Source organism: Actinomadura sp. NAK00032 (assembly GCF_013364275.1).
Classification (GTDB): domain Bacteria; phylum Actinomycetota; class Actinomycetes; order Streptosporangiales; family Streptosporangiaceae; genus Spirillospora.
Genome location: NZ_CP054932.1, coordinates 8,149,047 through 8,164,052, shown reverse-complemented (window position 1 = coordinate 8,164,052; position 15,006 = coordinate 8,149,047). Strand labels below are relative to the sequence as shown.

The 15,006-nt window shown below is 72.2% G+C and carries 15 protein-coding genes; 11 read left to right on the top strand and 4 right to left on the bottom strand.

The window, feature by feature from the left end:
- Positions 1-4 precede the first annotated feature (4 nt).
- Positions 5-454, bottom strand: a complete 450-nt coding sequence (locus HUT06_RS37415; protein WP_254715591.1) for a metallopeptidase family protein — start codon at positions 452-454, stop codon at positions 5-7.
- Between the two features lie 199 nt (positions 455-653).
- On the opposite strand from HUT06_RS37415, the gene HUT06_RS37410 reads away from it, so the two are divergent.
- The 7 genes from HUT06_RS37410 (at position 654) to HUT06_RS37380 (ending at position 7,589) form a co-directional block, all read left to right on the top strand.
- Positions 654-1,031, top strand: coding sequence for a DUF3499 domain-containing protein (locus HUT06_RS37410; protein ID WP_089331018.1), 378 nt, complete (start codon positions 654-656; stop codon positions 1,029-1,031).
- Between the two features lie 150 nt (positions 1,032-1,181).
- On the top strand, positions 1,182-2,537 hold the full coding sequence (locus HUT06_RS37405; RefSeq protein WP_176200034.1) for a phosphomannomutase/phosphoglucomutase: 1,356 nt from the start codon (positions 1,182-1,184) through the stop codon (positions 2,535-2,537).
- A gap of 45 nt (positions 2,538-2,582) precedes the next feature.
- Positions 2,583-2,765 (top strand): Trm112 family protein, encoded by a 183-nt coding sequence (locus HUT06_RS37400; protein ID WP_138636623.1) that lies wholly within the window; start codon positions 2,583-2,585, stop codon positions 2,763-2,765.
- Positions 2,762-3,901, top strand: a complete 1,140-nt coding sequence (locus HUT06_RS37395; protein ID WP_176200033.1) for an SIS domain-containing protein — start codon at positions 2,762-2,764, stop codon at positions 3,899-3,901. The genes HUT06_RS37400 and HUT06_RS37395 overlap by 4 nt, the downstream gene beginning before the upstream one ends.
- A complete protein-coding gene (locus HUT06_RS37390; protein ID WP_176200032.1) occupies positions 3,902-4,867 on the top strand; it encodes a cation diffusion facilitator family transporter in 966 nt (321 codons plus the stop codon).
- Positions 4,868-5,306: 439 nt separating this feature from the next.
- Entirely contained in the window at positions 5,307-6,881 is a 1,575-nt protein-coding gene (locus HUT06_RS37385) for a sensor histidine kinase (protein ID WP_176200031.1), read from the top strand.
- 33 nt (positions 6,882-6,914) lie between these two features.
- The gene (locus HUT06_RS37380; RefSeq protein ID WP_176200030.1) at positions 6,915-7,589 is read left to right on the top strand and encodes a response regulator transcription factor; all 675 of its coding nucleotides are present in this window, start codon (positions 6,915-6,917) and stop codon (positions 7,587-7,589) included.
- Here HUT06_RS37380 and HUT06_RS37375 read toward each other — a convergent pair.
- Both HUT06_RS37375 and HUT06_RS37370 read right to left on the bottom strand, forming a co-directional pair.
- Positions 7,586-8,137, bottom strand: coding sequence for a hypothetical protein (locus HUT06_RS37375; protein ID WP_176200029.1), 552 nt, complete (start codon positions 8,135-8,137; stop codon positions 7,586-7,588). The genes HUT06_RS37380 and HUT06_RS37375 overlap by 4 nt on opposite strands.
- 40 nt (positions 8,138-8,177) lie before the next feature.
- The gene (locus tag HUT06_RS37370; protein ID WP_176200028.1) at positions 8,178-8,531 is read right to left on the bottom strand and encodes a MerR family DNA-binding transcriptional regulator; all 354 of its coding nucleotides are present in this window, start codon (positions 8,529-8,531) and stop codon (positions 8,178-8,180) included.
- A gap of 133 nt (positions 8,532-8,664) precedes the next feature.
- Between HUT06_RS37370 and ahcY (HUT06_RS37365) the strand changes: the two genes are divergently transcribed.
- The 4 genes from ahcY (HUT06_RS37365) to HUT06_RS45425 all read left to right on the top strand — a co-directional run bounded on the left by ahcY (HUT06_RS37365) (position 8,665) and on the right by HUT06_RS45425 (position 13,508).
- The gene (gene ahcY / locus HUT06_RS37365) at positions 8,665-10,095 is read left to right on the top strand and encodes an adenosylhomocysteinase (RefSeq protein ID WP_176200027.1); all 1,431 of its coding nucleotides are present in this window, start codon (positions 8,665-8,667) and stop codon (positions 10,093-10,095) included.
- Positions 10,096-10,389: 294 nt separating this feature from the next.
- The gene (gene ahcY, locus HUT06_RS37360) at positions 10,390-11,646 is read left to right on the top strand and encodes an adenosylhomocysteinase (protein WP_176200026.1); all 1,257 of its coding nucleotides are present in this window, start codon (positions 10,390-10,392) and stop codon (positions 11,644-11,646) included.
- Positions 11,646-12,224, top strand: coding sequence for a hypothetical protein (locus HUT06_RS37355; RefSeq protein WP_176200025.1), 579 nt, complete (start codon positions 11,646-11,648; stop codon positions 12,222-12,224). The genes ahcY (HUT06_RS37360) and HUT06_RS37355 overlap by 1 nt, the downstream gene beginning before the upstream one ends.
- Before the next feature lie 258 nt (positions 12,225-12,482).
- A complete protein-coding gene (locus HUT06_RS45425) occupies positions 12,483-13,508 on the top strand; it encodes a hypothetical protein (RefSeq protein ID WP_217711609.1) in 1,026 nt (341 codons plus the stop codon).
- Here HUT06_RS45425 and HUT06_RS37340 read toward each other — a convergent pair.
- Complete coding sequence (locus HUT06_RS37340; protein ID WP_176200023.1) at positions 13,505-14,917, bottom strand: cellulase family glycosylhydrolase; 1,413 nt, start codon at positions 14,915-14,917, stop codon at positions 13,505-13,507. The genes HUT06_RS45425 and HUT06_RS37340 overlap by 4 nt on opposite strands.
- Positions 14,918-15,006 lie beyond the last annotated feature (89 nt).

Sequence of the window (15,006 nt, the reverse complement as noted above, 5' to 3'; positions counted from 1 at the left end):
GGCCTCAGTCGTCGGGCGAGTCGTAGCTCGGGTCGACGGACTCGGGGGACAGGCCGAGCAGCTCGGCCACCTCCTCGACGAGCAGGTCGCGGATCAGCCGGGACTGCTCCGCCTCACCGGAGGCGCGGGCCTCGACGGGCCGCCGGAACACCATGATCCGGACCGCCGGCTCGCCGGTGGGGACGGCGGTGGGCGGGGGCTGGAGGACGGTCTGGCCCAGCGGGACGGGGCCGTCGAAGCCGGGTTCGACGATCGGCACGTCGTCGACCGCGAACTCCACCTCGGCCAGTTCCGGGCCCCAGCGCTGGACGAGCCGCCGGACCTCGTCGTCGACGAGGTCGTCGAACCGCTCGGCGCGGGTCCGCGAGACCGGCGCCTGCGGGGGCGTCAGAGGCCCACGGATGCCGCGACCATGACGGTCGCGACGCCGTGCGCCTGCCACACGGGGTCGCACGCGTCCAGACTACCTCCGCCGTCGCCGCCGACTCGCGGGGAGACGCGGAGAACCATCAGCGCTCGCCTCGCCAGTTGTCGCACGGTGAGAGTTCGGCTCCGTACGGAATGTAGTTCTTACCCCGGAAATCGCCCGGTAACGGCGACACGTGCGCCGGGGTGGTGGCGGAGCCGGTGGGAGGGGGGTACGGTCAGCCATCGTGAGCCCCGTCCGCACCTGCTCCCGCACCGCCTGCAAGGCGCCCGCAGTGTTCACGCTCACGTACGTCTACCGCGACTCCACCGCGGTCCTGGGCCCGCTCGCCACGTACGCGGAGCCGCACTGCTACGACCTCTGCGCCGAGCATTCCGAGCGGCTCACCGCCCCGATGGGGTGGGAACTGGTGCGGCTCCCCGTCGAGGAGGAGACCGAGCCCAGCGCCGACGACCTGGAGGCCCTCGCCGACGCCGTCCGGGAGGCCGCCAAGCCCGCCCCCGGGCCCGGCCAGGAACCGGTCGGCCAGGGCACGGAGGTCGGCCGCCGCGGCCACCTGCGCGTGCTGCGCTCCGAGCCCGCGGGCACGCAGGGCCAGGAGTAGCCCGCTCCCGGCTCCCCGTCCGCCCGGCCCGCTCGCGGTCATGTCGGGGCCGGTGGCGTCCGCCCGTCCCGGTAGGCTCGTGAACCCGGTTTCCCGGGGCACAGGGTCTCTTGGCACATTCGGGCAGCGTTTCTCGAACAGGGAGCAGGAGTGGGCGACCTCGGCAAGATCTTCAAGGCGTACGACATCCGCGGCGTCGTCCCGGACGAGCTCGACCCCGCGATCGCCGAGGCGGCCGGGGCGGCGTTCGTGCGGGTCACCGGGGCGAGCGCGGTGGTCACCGCGCACGACATGCGCGAGTCGTCGGTCCCGCTGGCGGAGGCGTTCGCGCGCGGCGCGACGTCCCAGGGCGCGGACGTGATCGAGGCCGGGCTCGGCTCCACCGACCTGCTCTACTACGCCAGCGGCAGCCTCGACCTGCCCGGCGCCATGTTCACCGCGAGCCACAACCCGGCCCGCTACAACGGACTGAAGCTGTGCCGCTCCGGTGCCCGCCCGGTCGGCCGCGACACCGGCCTCGCCGAGATCCGCGAGATGATCGAGAACGGCGTCCCCGCCTACGACGGCAAGCCCGGCACGGTGCAGCGGCGGGACGTCCTGAAGGGCTACGCCGAGCACCTGAAGACGCTCGTCGACCTGTCGTCGATCCGGCCGCTGAAGGTCGTCGTCGACGCGGGCAACGGCATGGGCGGGCACACCGTCCCGTCGGTCTTCGAAGGCCTGCCGATCGAGCTGGTCCCGATGTACTTCGAGCTGGACGGCACCTTCCCCAACCACGAGGCCAACCCGATCGAGCCGGAGAACCTGCGCGACCTGCAGGCCAAGGTCCGCGAGACCGGCGCCGACATCGGGCTCGCCTTCGACGGCGACGCCGACCGCTGCTTCGTGGTCGACGAGCGCGGCGAGATCGTCGCCCCGTCCGCGATCACCGCGCTGGTCGCGACCCGGGAGCTGGCCAAGCACCCGGGGTCCTCGATCGTGCACAACCTGATCACGTCCAAGGCCGTCCCGGAGATCGTCGCCGAGCACGGCGGGACGCCGGTCCGCACCCGCGTCGGGCATTCGTTCATCAAGCAGACGATGGCCGAGACGGGCGCGGTGTTCGGCGGCGAGCACTCGGCCCACTTCTACTTCCGCGACTTCTGGTTCGCCGACTCCGGCATGCTGGCGGCCCTGCACGTCCTCGCCGCCCTGGGCGAGCAGGACGGGCCGCTGTCGGAGCTGCTCGCCGAGTACACCCGCTACGTCGCGTCCGGCGAGATCAACAGCGAGGTCGCCGACCAGGACGCCGCCGCTGCGAAGGTCAAGGACGCCTTCGCCGGCCGCCCCGGCGTCGGGATCGACGAGCTGGACGGGCTCACCGTGGCCGACGAGTCCGCCGGCTGGTGGTTCAACCTGCGGCCGTCCAACACCGAGCCGCTGCTGCGCCTGAACGCCGAGGCCGGCGACGAGGCGACCATGGCGGCGATCCGCGACGAGGTCCTGGCGCTGGTCAGGGAGAAGTGACGACCGGGCCGGGGAACACCGACTGGAGAGAGAAGTGACGCTGCCATGACGATGAAGCTGGACTCCTGGCTGCTGGAGATCCTCGCCTGCCCGAACTGCGGCGGCGACCTGCGCGCCGACGAGGGCGCCGACGAGCTGGTGTGCACCGGTTCGTGCGGCTACGCCTACCCGGTGCGCGACGACATCCCCGTCCTGCTGGTCGACGAGGCCAGGACGCCCGCCCCGTGAGTGAAGGGCTGGACCCTTCACGGCTGGAGGACGCCGAGGCGGTGGAGGCCGCCGACCCGGGCGGGATGCTGCGGCAGGTCGCCTCGTCGGCGGCGCAGGTGCGGGAGGCGCAGCGGGCGGCGGCCGAGGCGGGCGTCGCGGCGCTGGCCGAGGACGGCCGGCCGCGCGCGGTCGTGGTCGCCGGCGTCGGCGGGTCCGGCATCGCGGGCGACGTGCTCGCGGCGGTGTGCGGCGCGGGCTGCGCGGTCCCGGTGTTCACGGTCCGGGGCCACCGGCTGCCCGGCTGGGTCGGCGCGGCCGATCTGGTCATCGCGGTGTCGTGCTCCGGGAGCACGGCGGAGACCCTGGAGGTCGCCGCCGAGGCGGCCCGGCGCGGCTGCCGGCTGCTGTTCGTCGGCGCCCCCGAGTCGCCGCTCGCCGACCTGGCCGACCGTAGCCGCGCGGTGTTCGTCCCCGTGCGGTCGGCGGGGCAGCCACGTTCCACACTGTGGGGCCTGACGGTCCCCTTGGTCGTTGCCGCGCGCACACTGCGGCTCGTGGACGTCCCCGACGCGGTGCTGGAGTCGACGGCCGTGCTGCTGGAGGACGTCGCGCACCGGTGCCGTCCGTCCAGCGAGCCGTTCGTGAACCCGGCGAAGCGGATCGCGCTCGACCTCGCCGGGGACGTCCCGCTGGTGTGGGGCACGTCCGCCGTCGCGGCGACGGCGGCGTACCGGACGGCCTGCCAGCTCAACGAGAACGCCAAGTACCCGGCGGTCTTCGGGGAGGTGCCGGAGGCCGGCCACAACCAGGTGGCGGTCTTCGACGGCCGCTTCGCGGGCGGCGGCTCCCCGGCCGACCCCGATGACTTCTTCCGCGACCGCGCCGACGACCCCGAGCACGGCCTGCACCTCCTCGTCCTGCGGGACGTGGACGAGCATCCCCGGGTGCGCGCGCGGGCCGAGGCTGCCGCCGCGCTGGCCCGCGACCGGGGCGTGGCGGTCACCGAGATCCGCGCCGAGGGCGAGCATCCGCTGGAGAGAATCGCCTCACTCATCGCGTCGACGGACTATGTCACGGTTTACTTGGCTATCGCGCTGGGCGTGGATCCGGCGCCGGTGCCTGCCATTGATGAGCTCAAAGCGAGGATTACCTAGATGAGTGCTGAGGGTGGAACAAAGGCCATCGTCGCCGCGCTGGCCGCCAACCTCGGGATCGCGGCGTCCAAGGCCGTCGCGTTCGCGTTCACCGGTTCGTCGTCGATGCTGGCGGAGTCGATCCACTCGGTGGCCGACTCGGGCAACCAGGGCCTGCTGCTGCTCGGCCGCAAGCGGTCCGAGCGCGACCGGACGCCCGAGCACCCGTTCGGCTACGGCCGCGAACGCTACTTCTACGCGTTCGTCGTCGCGGTCGTGCTGTTCACGGTCGGCTCGGCGTTCTCGCTGTACGAGGGCTACCACAAGATCTCCCACCCCGAGGAGGTCAAGGCCCCGGCGTGGGCGTTCGGGGTGCTGACCGTCGCGATCATCCTGGAGGCGTTCTCCTTCCGCACCGCGATCCAGGAGTCGAACCTGGTCCGCGGCGGCCAGTCCTGGTGGTCGTTCATCCGCCGCGCGAAGGCCCCCGAACTGCCGGTCGTCCTGCTGGAGGACCTCGCCGCCCTCGTCGGCCTGTTCCTCGCCCTGTTCGGCGTCACGATGGCCGTGGTCACCGGCGACGGCGTCTGGGACGGCGTCGGCACCGTCGCGATCGGCGTGCTGCTCGGCGCGGTCGCCACGATCCTCGCGATCGAGACCAAGAGCCTGCTGATCGGCGAGGGCGTCGACCCCGACACCGAGCGGCAGATCGTCGAGGCGCTGGAGTCGGTGCCGGAGGTCGCGCGCCTGATCCACATCCGCACCGAGTACCTCGGCCCGGACGCGCTGCTGATCGCCGCGAAGATCGCCGTGCACCACGACGACACGGCGGCGGAGGTGGCGCGGGGCATCGACGCGGCCGAGGGCAAGATCCGGGCGCAGTTCCCCGTGGCGAAGCTGATCTACCTGGAGCCCGCGCTGGACGAGGCGTCCCGTACCGGGTCGGCGGACGCGGAGTCGGCTCCGGAGGCGCCCGCGTCGTCCTGACGTCCGTGGGGCGTCCTCAGGGCGCCCCACGCGTCCCATGGCTCGCACGCGTCCATGGCGGGCGTTCGTGATGGGCCTTCATCGGGCAAGGGACCCCTCGCCGGGCGGCCGCCGCACTGCCGGCCGTACCCCAGCCCAGGCGAGACCGGCGGACGCCTCCGTGGAGGCGGACCGCGGCCGTCCGGCGAGGTGCTTCCCTTGCCTCCCCGCCCGGACCCCTGAAAACCGGGCGGTTCTGGTGTGACCGCGGCGGCCCCGCCGAACCCCCTACGTCGGCGATGGCCACCGTCGCGGTCACGGTTAAGACACTACGTTCGCCGGTCGTGCCGGGACGTCCCCCTCAAGGAGGGAACCGGCGTGGTACTCCAGGTGGATCCGACTCCTCCCTATACATCCGCTCGGTGAGGTGGCCACCCCCCATAGCGGTCAGTATTGAGGGGTGACCTCCGATGACAAGGCCCGGACCGGACCCGACCCCGCGGGGTTCGGCCCAGCCGTCGCGCACCACGCGTGGCGGCTGTCCGGCCGGATCGTGGCGGGCGTCGGCCAACTGCTCCTGTGGATCCTCACCGGCATCGGCACCCTGCTGCGCCCGCTCGCGGCGCGGCTCGGCGCGCGGCTGAACGGCGGCGCATCACGTGCCCCCGGCGGGCCCGGCGCCCCGGGCGCTCCGGGCGCGCCCGCCGGTGCGACGGCGCCGCTGCCGCGCTGGATCAACGCCTGGCGGGAGGTCGCGGGCTCCTGGTACTTCGCCCCGCTGACCGGGCTCGCGCTGACGATCGCGGCGCTGGCCGAGCTGGCACCCCAGGTCGACTCGCCGCTCAGCCTCGCCGGCGGGTTCGCGGTCGCGGCGACGCTGCCGCTCGTCTGGCGCCGGGAGAACCTGCGCCCGGTCGCCGCCGTCGTGCTCAGCGCGGTCGCGGCGAGCCTGCTCACCGGCCAGATCCTGCTCATCACCACCGGCTTCGCCGCCCTCTACACGCTGTACGCGCTGGGCCGGCAGCTGCCCCGCCAGTCGACCGGCGTCCTCGCGCTCGGCAGCGTCGCCACGGTCGCCGTCGTCTACCTCGCCACCGGCACGCTCGACGACGTCCCGTGGCCCGCGACGGTCGTCGCCGTCCTCGCCGCCATCGGGCTCGGGGACGCGCGGCGCGTCGTGGAGTCCGCCGGGCGGACGGAGGCGGCCGCCGCCGAGCGCACCAACGAGACCCTCACCCGGCTCACCGCCGTCCAGCGGGAGCAGGCCGTCATGCGCGAGCGCGCCCGCATCGCCCGCGAGCTGCACGACGTCGTCGCGCACTCCGTCTCCATGATCGCGGTGCAGGCGGAGACGGCCCCGTACACGATGGACGACCTGTCGCCCGAGGCCCGCGCCGGCTACACCGAGATCGCCAAGACGGCCCGCGAGGCGCTGGTGGAGATGCGCCGGCTGCTCAGCGTGCTGCGCGCCGACGCCAAGCCCGAGCCGGACGCGGCGAACTCCCCGCAGCCGCGGCTGGACCGGCTGCCCGACCTGATCGAGCAGCACCGCGGCGCCGGCGGGCGGGTCGACCTCGCCGTGCACGGCGACGCGCGGGGGCTGTCCACGACGGTCGAGCTGTCGGCGTACCGGATCGTCCAAGAGGCGCTGACCAACGCGCGGCGGCACGCGCCCGGCGCCGGCGTGCACGTCGACCTGATGTTCCTCGCCGACCGGCTCGCGGTCCGCGTCCGCGACGACGGCGCGTCCGCGCCGACGCAGGTACTGAACCGGGACGCGGTCAATCCCCGTACCGCCGTATTGGACCCCGCGGGCCCGACCTCCGTGGACGGACGCACCGGACCGCCGCCGCCGGAGTCCGGTGGCGGACACGGGCTCGTCGGGATGCGGGAACGTGCGACCATGCTGGGCGGACGGTTCTCCGCCGGGCCGGCCGCCGAGGGCGGGTTCCTGGTGGAGGCCGAGCTTCCGCTGACGAGGGAGGGGAATTCCACCCGTGGACACGGCTCGCAGGCGCCCGGCGACCACCCCTGACGCGCCCGCCGCACGTCCGAAGGGGCGGCGGCCGTGATCAACGTGCTGATCGTCGACGACCAGACGATCGTGCGGGCCGGGTTCGCCGCCCTGCTCGCCGCGCAGGACGACATCACCGTCATCGGCGAGGCCGGCGACGGCCGCGAGGCGGTCCGGATCGCCGAGCGCACCCGTCCCGACGTCGTCGTCATGGACATCCGGATGCCCGGCATGGACGGCATCGAGGCGACCCGCCGCATCCTCGCCCTGCCGGGCGCCGAGAGCGTCCGGGTACTGGTCCTGACGACGTTCGACGTGGACGAGTACGTCTACGACGCGCTCGCCGTCGGCGCCAGCGGCTTCCTGCTGAAGGACGCGACCGCCGACGAGCTGGTGTCGGCCGTCCGGGTGGTGGCGCGCGGCGACTCGCTGCTGGCCCCGCAGGTGACCGGGCGCCTCATCCGCGAGTTCACCAAGCAGCGCCGCAACCGCCCGCAGGCCCCGGCGGAGCTGGCGACGCTGACCGCGCGGGAGACCGAGGTGCTGGTGCTGATCGCGGGCGGCCTGTCCAACGGGGAGATCGCTCAGCGCCTCGTCGTCAGCGAGCACACGGTGAAGACGCACGTGGCGCGCGTGTTCACCAAGCTGGGCCTGCGCGACCGCGCGCAGGCCGTGATGCTCGCGTACGAGTCCGGCGTGGTGGTGCCGGGGGAGAACGCCCCGAACTAGCCGCGGTAGGGCGGGTGGCCGCCGTGCGGCGGGTAGCCGGGCTGCGCGGGCGGGTAGCCCGGCTGAGCAGGCGGATACCCCGGCTGCGCGGGCGGGTAGCCGGGCTGCGGCGCATAGCCGGGCTGTGCGGGCGGCGCGTACCCGGGCTGGGCGGCGGGCGGCGCCGGCGGGTAGCCGGGTTGTGCGGGCGGGTACGCCGGCTGCGCGGGCGGATATCCGGGTTGCGGGTAGCCCGGCTGCGGGGCCTGGTAGGCGGGCTGGTGGACGCGCCGCCGCCCCCGTCCGGCCCCCGCGAGGAACACCACGCCGCCGAGCGCCACGAGCGGCCCGACGATCATCATGATGACGTTCTCGCGGCCGTTCTTGGACTTCTGCTCGTCATAGGTCCGCTCGGTGGAACTGCCGTTGCGGACGGTGGTGCACGTGTCGCCCGGCGACATCGTCCGGCTCCCGCATTTGACCCCGGAATCGCCGCTGGACGCGATGCCCCCGATGAAGAGGCCGATGCCCAGGACGATGCCGACGATCCCGTAGACAATGGATCGCAATTGCCCGCCTTCCCTCTGGTTAGGGCGGGAATGGTAGCGGTCAGCGCCGACGCAGCAGGCGCATTGCCTTCTCTTTCTCGAAATCGAGGGCGCGGGTCGGCGGGGCGGAGACGCGTCCGATCCGCTCGCCCAGTTCCCGGACGTGCGCCTGCACCTGCGGCTCGGCCAGGACGCGCAGTCCGAACGCCAGCTCCGCCGGGCCGATGTCGTAGCGCTTCTCCAGCGCGAGGGCGAGCGCCACGGCGCGCAGTTCGGCCTCGCCGAACCGCCGGTGGCCGCCGCCGGACCGGGCCGCCGACGCCTCCCGCGTGGCGGGCAGCAGGCCGAGGGCCTCCCGGTAGCGGAGCATGCGGGGCGAGGTGCCGAGCCGCCGGGCGGCCTCCGTGATGCGCATGGGGGTGATTCTGACAAATCTCTGTTAGAAAGTCGCGTCCGGCCGTGCCTTCCGGCGCCGCGCGCCCGTAGACTCGCGGCGTTGACCGGGTCCCACGGGTCCGTCAAGCCCACACCGAGGGAGCAACGAAAGCATGGACTACAAGGTCGCCGACCTGTCGCTGGCCGACTTCGGGCGCCGGGAGATCCGGCTCGCCGAGCACGAGATGCCGGGCCTGATGGCGGTGCGCGAGGAGTACTCCGCCGCCAAGCCGCTGCGCGGCGCGAAGATCATGGGCTCGCTGCACATGACGATCCAGACGGCCGTGCTGATCGAGACGCTGGTGGAGCTCGGCGCCGACGTCCGCTGGGTCTCCTGCAACATCTTCTCCACCCAGGACCACGCCGCCGCCGCGATCGTCGTCGGCAAGGACGGCACCGCCGAGGAGCCGAAGGGCGTCCCGGTGTTCGCCTGGAAGGGCGAGACGCTCGAAGAGTACTGGTGGTGCACCGACCAGGCCCTGCAGTGGCCGGACGGCACCGGCCCGAACATGATCCTGGACGACGGCGGCGACGCCACCATGCTCGTCCTCAAGGGCGTCGAGTACGAGAAGGCGGGCGCCGTCCCCACCGCGACCGAGGACGACCCCGAGGAGTGGGGCATCATCCTCGACACCCTGCGCCGCACCATCGCCGAGAAGCCCGGCCGCTGGACCGAGACCGCCGCCGCGATCAGGGGCGTCACCGAGGAGACCACCACCGGCGTCCACCGCCTCTACGAGATGGCGAAGGCCGGCACGCTCGCGTTCCCGGCGATCAACGTCAACGACTCGGTCACCAAGTCGAAGTTCGACAACAAGTACGGCTGCCGCCACTCGGTCATCGACGGCCTGAACCGCGCCACCGACGTGCTGATCGGCGGCAAGGTCGCCGTGGTCTGCGGCTACGGCGACGTCGGCAAGGGCTGCGCGGAGGCGCTGAAGGGCCAGGGCGCCCGCGTCATCGTCACCGAGATCGACCCGATCTGCGCGCTGCAGGCCGCGATGGACGGCTTCCAGGTCTCCGTCCTGGACGACGTCGTCGACAAGGCCGACATCTTCGTGACGACCACCGGCAACTTCAACATCATCACGGCCGCGCACATGGGCCGGATGAAGCACCAGGCGATCGTCTCCAACATCGGCCACTTCGACAACGAGATCGACATGGCCGGCCTCGCCAAGACCGACGGCATCGAGAAGATCGAGATCAAGCCGCAGGTGCACGAGTGGCGCTTCGCCGACGGCCACTCCATCATCGTCCTCGCCGAGGGCCGCCTGATGAACCTCGGCTGCGCCACCGGCCACCCGTCGTTCGTGATGTCCAACTCCTTCACGAACCAGGTCATCGCGCAGATCGAGCTGTTCACCAAGACCGACGAGTACCCGATCGGCGTCTACGTCCTGCCCAAGCACCTGGACGAGAAGGTCGCCCGCCTCCACCTCGACGCCCTCGGCGTCAAGCTCACCACCCTCACCAAGGAGCAGGCCGCCTACATCGGCGTCCACGTGGAGGGCCCCTACAAGCCCGACCACTACCGGTATTAAGAATTCGGGACCGGGGAGGGCGAAGCCCTCCCCGGTTGACCACTACCGGTAACCGGCTACCCGCCCGAAACGGCGGGTTCGCAGCTCTGTGCCCGACTGGCGGTCGGGATGCGGTCCGCATCTGCGGATCATGATCCGCAAGGGCTGGCCGGTGACAGCCCACGCCATCTCTGGCGACGCGGCGATGTCGATAACAGGCCCAGAACCGTTTGCCGGGCTGTGCCGGTGCCTTCAGCCCCGCCATCGCGGCGAGTAGTCTAACGGTAGCGCATTGTCGTGATGAAGATGAGGTCAATGAGCGATATCGCGGATGGTTCGCTGGCCTATGAGGGGGTCAAGCGGATCGGGTGGGCCGAGCGGAGCATGCCCGTGCTGCGGCAGATCCGGGAGCGGTTCGCTGAGGAGCGGCCGCTGGAGGGGTTCAAGGTCGCGGCGTGCATGCACGTGACGACCGAGACGGCCGGGCTGATCCGCACGCTCCAGGCCGGCGGGGCCAGTGTGGCGCTGGCGGCGTCGAATCCGCTCTCCACCCAGGACGACACTGCGGCGGCGCTCGTCCATGAGTACGGGGCGGAGGTCTTCGCGCGCGCGGGGACCGACCGTGAGGGCTACTACGCCCACATCCACCAGGCTCTGGAGACGGGGCCCGACTTCGTGCTGGACGACGGCTGCGATCTCGTCAACACGCTGCACATCGACCGGACGGATCTGCTCGGCACGGTGAAGGCGGGGTGCGAGCAGACGACGACCGGTGTCATCAGGCTGCACCAGATGGCGCTTGAAGGCGCGCTGAAGTTCCCCATGGTCGCGGTCAACGACACCGACACCAAGCACATGTTCGACAACCGCTATGGAACGGGCCAGTCCACCCTGGACGGGATCGTGCGCGCGACGAACACGCTGCTGGCCGGCAAGACCATCGTCATCGCGGGCTTCGGGTACTGCGGGCGCGGCCTCGCCGAGCGGGCCCGGGGCCTGGGCGCGCGTGTGGTCGTCACCGAGATCGACCCCGTCAAGGCGCTGGACGCGGCGTTGCAGGGTTTCGCCGTCCAGCCCATGGCGGAGGCCGCACCGGACGGCGACGTCTTCATCACCGTCACCGGGAACCGCGACGTCGTGAACGGCGAACACCTCGCGGTGATGAAGGACGGCGCCATCCTCGCGAACTCCGGGCACTTCGACGTCGAGATCGACGTGCGGGCGCTGAGCGAGATGGCGGTCGAGGTGCACCGCGGGATCCGGCCCCAGACGGACGAGTACGTGCTGGCGGACGGCCGGCGCCTCGTCCTGCTCGCCGAGGGCCGCCTGGTGAACCTGGCCGCCGCGGAGGGGCATCCGGCCGCCGTGATGGACATGTCGTTCGCCGACCAGGCGCTCACGTGCGCGTGGCTGGCGAGGTCCCACGCGACGCTGGCGCCGGCCGTCCACGAGGTGCCGAAGGAGATCGACACGGAGGTGGCCCGGCTCAAGCTGGCGTCGATGTCCATCTCCATCGACCTGCTCACCCCGGACCAGGAGGACTACCTGCACTCCTGGCGCATCGGGTCCTGATGCCGGCCGGGACGTACCTGCATCTCGGCGAGGGGCTCGCGGAGCGCTTCCAGTGCGCGCCGGGCCCCGGCGGGTGGCGGTACACCTCCCGGCGGGACGACGGCGTCCGCGTCGACCTGGTCGTGGACGCCCGGTGGCGGCAGATCCGCGTCGAGCTCGTCACGCCCGGCTGGTGGCTGCGCGGCGGGCTGACCGGGCCCGAGCTGGCGTGGGTGCGCGCGGCCGGCGAGGAGGGCACCGAGCACGCCGAGCGCGCGGCGGGGTTCCTCACCGACTCGCCGGGCTTCCTGGTCGCGGTCGCCCGCTCGCTGGACCTGGCCGACGGCGGCCGCGCCGACGTGCCGCTCGTCCGGGTGAGCGGTCCGTCCCTGGCGGCGCTGACCGGGCGGTGGCGCTGGCACCTGGCCGGGACGACCGAGCACGAGACCGACACCGGGCCGCTGCCCGTCCGCGAGTACGAGATCACCGACCTGGCCACGGGCGAGACCGAGGCCGTCCACCTGGCCGGGGACGTCGTCCTCGCCGCGCCCGGCATCGAGCTGTCGGACCTGGAGTCCCCGCCCAACCTCCGCGTCTGATCCCGTAATCGGCGAATTGCGGGATGGGAAATGACAATGCCATCCGGTCGCACTTTTTCGTGATGGCTCAGTCAAGGCGCAAAAACGTGAATTACCCCTTACCGGATTCGGTGGATCGGCTCGGGGTGGGGCGTTGGCGCTGGGTATCGCGCCGGGGGGCGGGCTGGTGGAGTCGTGCCAGGTGGGCGAGCGGGGCCGGGCGTTGCGATATGTTCCTAGCTCGTCAACCAAGATCGTGATGTTGTAGGAGTGTCGGACATGCACGGACAGGCGCCGGAAGGCCAGGGGCAGCGGCCGCCGGGGCAGCCGCCCGTTCCGCCGGGGCAGCCGCCCATGCCGCCGGGGCAGCAGGCTGTTCCGCCGGGGCGGCCGCCGTTCGGGCCGGGCGGGCAGCCGCCGTTCCCGCCGCCGGGGCCGCAGTTCGGGGCGCCGCCGGCGAAGAAGCCGTCGCCGCTCGTGTGGGTGGGCGTCGCCGCCGCGGCCGTCCTCATCGTGGGCTGCCTCGGCTTCATGCTCGTCAAGGGCACCGGGGCGCCGAGCGGGCCGGTGAAGGCGGGCGACTGCGTCGACACCGGGTTCGAGGCGGACGGCGGGAACCGCATCCCGGCGAGCCTGCGGGTGCGGTGCGAGGGCTCGGACGCCAAGGCCAAGGTCCTCAAGGTCACCGATGAGGGCAAGGCGACCGGCCTGCGCGTCACCTCGCGGTCCGAGCCGGACTGCCCGGCCGGGACGGACGGCGTCACCAACGTCCGCGGCGAGAAGACCGACGAGAACTACTTCGAGGCGTGCGTCCGCAACGTCAAGGGCCCGCACCCGGGCGACCCGGGCGCCGGTGGCGCGTTCCTGACCGTCGGCGACTGCGTGAGCAGCGGCTCGATCGGCTTCGGCAAGGAGCAGCCGTGCGCGAAGCAGGGCTGGTACGGCAAGATCATCGCGCGGGTCGACGCGGAGAAGTCGTGCCCGGCGCAGACGCTCGAGGTCATGAAGATGCGGTCGTTCAGCGGCTCCCTCGCCAAGCCGGTGCTGTGCCTCGGCCCAGGCGGCGGTGTGCTGTCCCCAGGCGAGTGCATCGACGACCCCTCCTTCAAGGTCGGTGACCTGGACAAGGCCGACTGCGGTTCCAGCCAGGCCGTCGCCAAGGTCGTCGGACGCGTCGCGACGCAGCAGGAGTGCCCCGCTGAGGCGACGCACTACATGACCAGTGAGGGCGCCTACCGTCCGGTGCTCTGCCTGAAGAAGATGCGCCCGACGCTGACCGAGAAGCTCCGCTCCCTGCCCGGCTAAGGCCGCACGGTGACGGTGTGGGCCGGCGTCTCTGGGTCGGCCCACACCGAGAGGACGCGGCGGGCGGGGTCCCACTGCGTCCGCCATGTTCCGTCAGGGTCGGACGAGGTGACCTTCGGCGCGGCGGGGAACCAGATCTCCGTGGGCCCGGTCACGCCGGCCTTGTTGCGCCAGCTGACGGTCAGCGTGCCCGAGCTCAGGGAGATGCCCGTGAGGGTGCCCGCGATGGCTCGCGGGTAGGGGCGGGCGAGGAGCTTGGAGAAGAGGGTCGGCGTTCCGTCTCCGTCGATGACGCCGGACGAGCCAGGGTCGTTCGACCAGTACGCCCAGCCGATGCCGAGCCCGTCCGCCATGGAGAGCCAGTCGCCGGTGAAGGCGGCCGCACCGGGGGCGTCCTGCCCCATGCCGCCGACCTCGCCGAGCCACATCGGGGTGCCGAGGCGGCGCGCGGCGGCCGGCATGTTCCGCTTCCACAAGGCGAACTGCGCTTGGACGAGCATCTTCGCCAGTCCGTCGTAGGAACCGCCGAGGTCGACCCCGCCGGGATAGAAGTGCGGTGCCAGGACGATGCGCGGGCCGCCCGCCCTGGGGTCGTGGACGGCGCCGAGCGATGTTTCCGCCCCTTCGTTGGGGCCGAGGGCCTGCGGCTCCACGAACACCCAGTTGTCGCCGTCCACCTCACGGATCGCGTTGACGATGCCCTGGTAGAAGGGCGTCAGGATGGGGCCTTCGAAGAAGCCGAACTGCCTCGTGCCGCCGAACGGCTCGTTCATGAGGTCGTAGCCCAGGACGGCGGGGTCGTCCGCGAAGCGCTGTGCGACGTGCTTCCACATCGCGGCGTAGCGCTGCATCAGTTCCGGATGCTTGCCGGTGTTGTTCCAGAAGTTGTCGTAGGCGCGCAGGACGGCGGGTTGCAGGTATGTCAGCACCCAGGGGTCCTGCGGGGTGCAGGGCAGGCCGTCGGTGTAGGTGGCCCAGGCCGGGGCGCCGTTGCCCGAGCCCTTGCAGGCGGCGGGGCCGTAGATGTCCTGGTGCATGTCGAGGATGACGTGCATCCCCTGCTCGCGGTACCAGGCCAAGCGTTCGGCGACGTCGTCCAGATACGCGTCGTCGTACCGGCCGGGCTCGGGTTCGACGTTCTTCCACTGGATCAGGTAGCGGACGGAGTTCGTCCCGAGGTCGCGCGCTTCGCGGGCGATGTCGTCCCGGGTCACCCAGGGCAGCCCGTTCGGGCCTTTGGCGCTGCCGGCCGTATTGAGGCCGTGCAGGACGAGCGTCCGGCCCTGGTCGTCGGTGATGGCGGGGAGCGGTGCCGTGTCCGCGCGCGCGGGCGTCGCGGTGAGGATGGCGGGGGTCACCGTGAGGGCGGACGCCAGGGCGATCCGGCCGAGGGCAGTACGGACGCGCATCCCGCCTCCTAAAACCCGAAACTTATTCGGATATTAGAAGGCGGTCGCGGCCCCGGATAGGCACACAAGTCCACAACGAACGGCCCCGG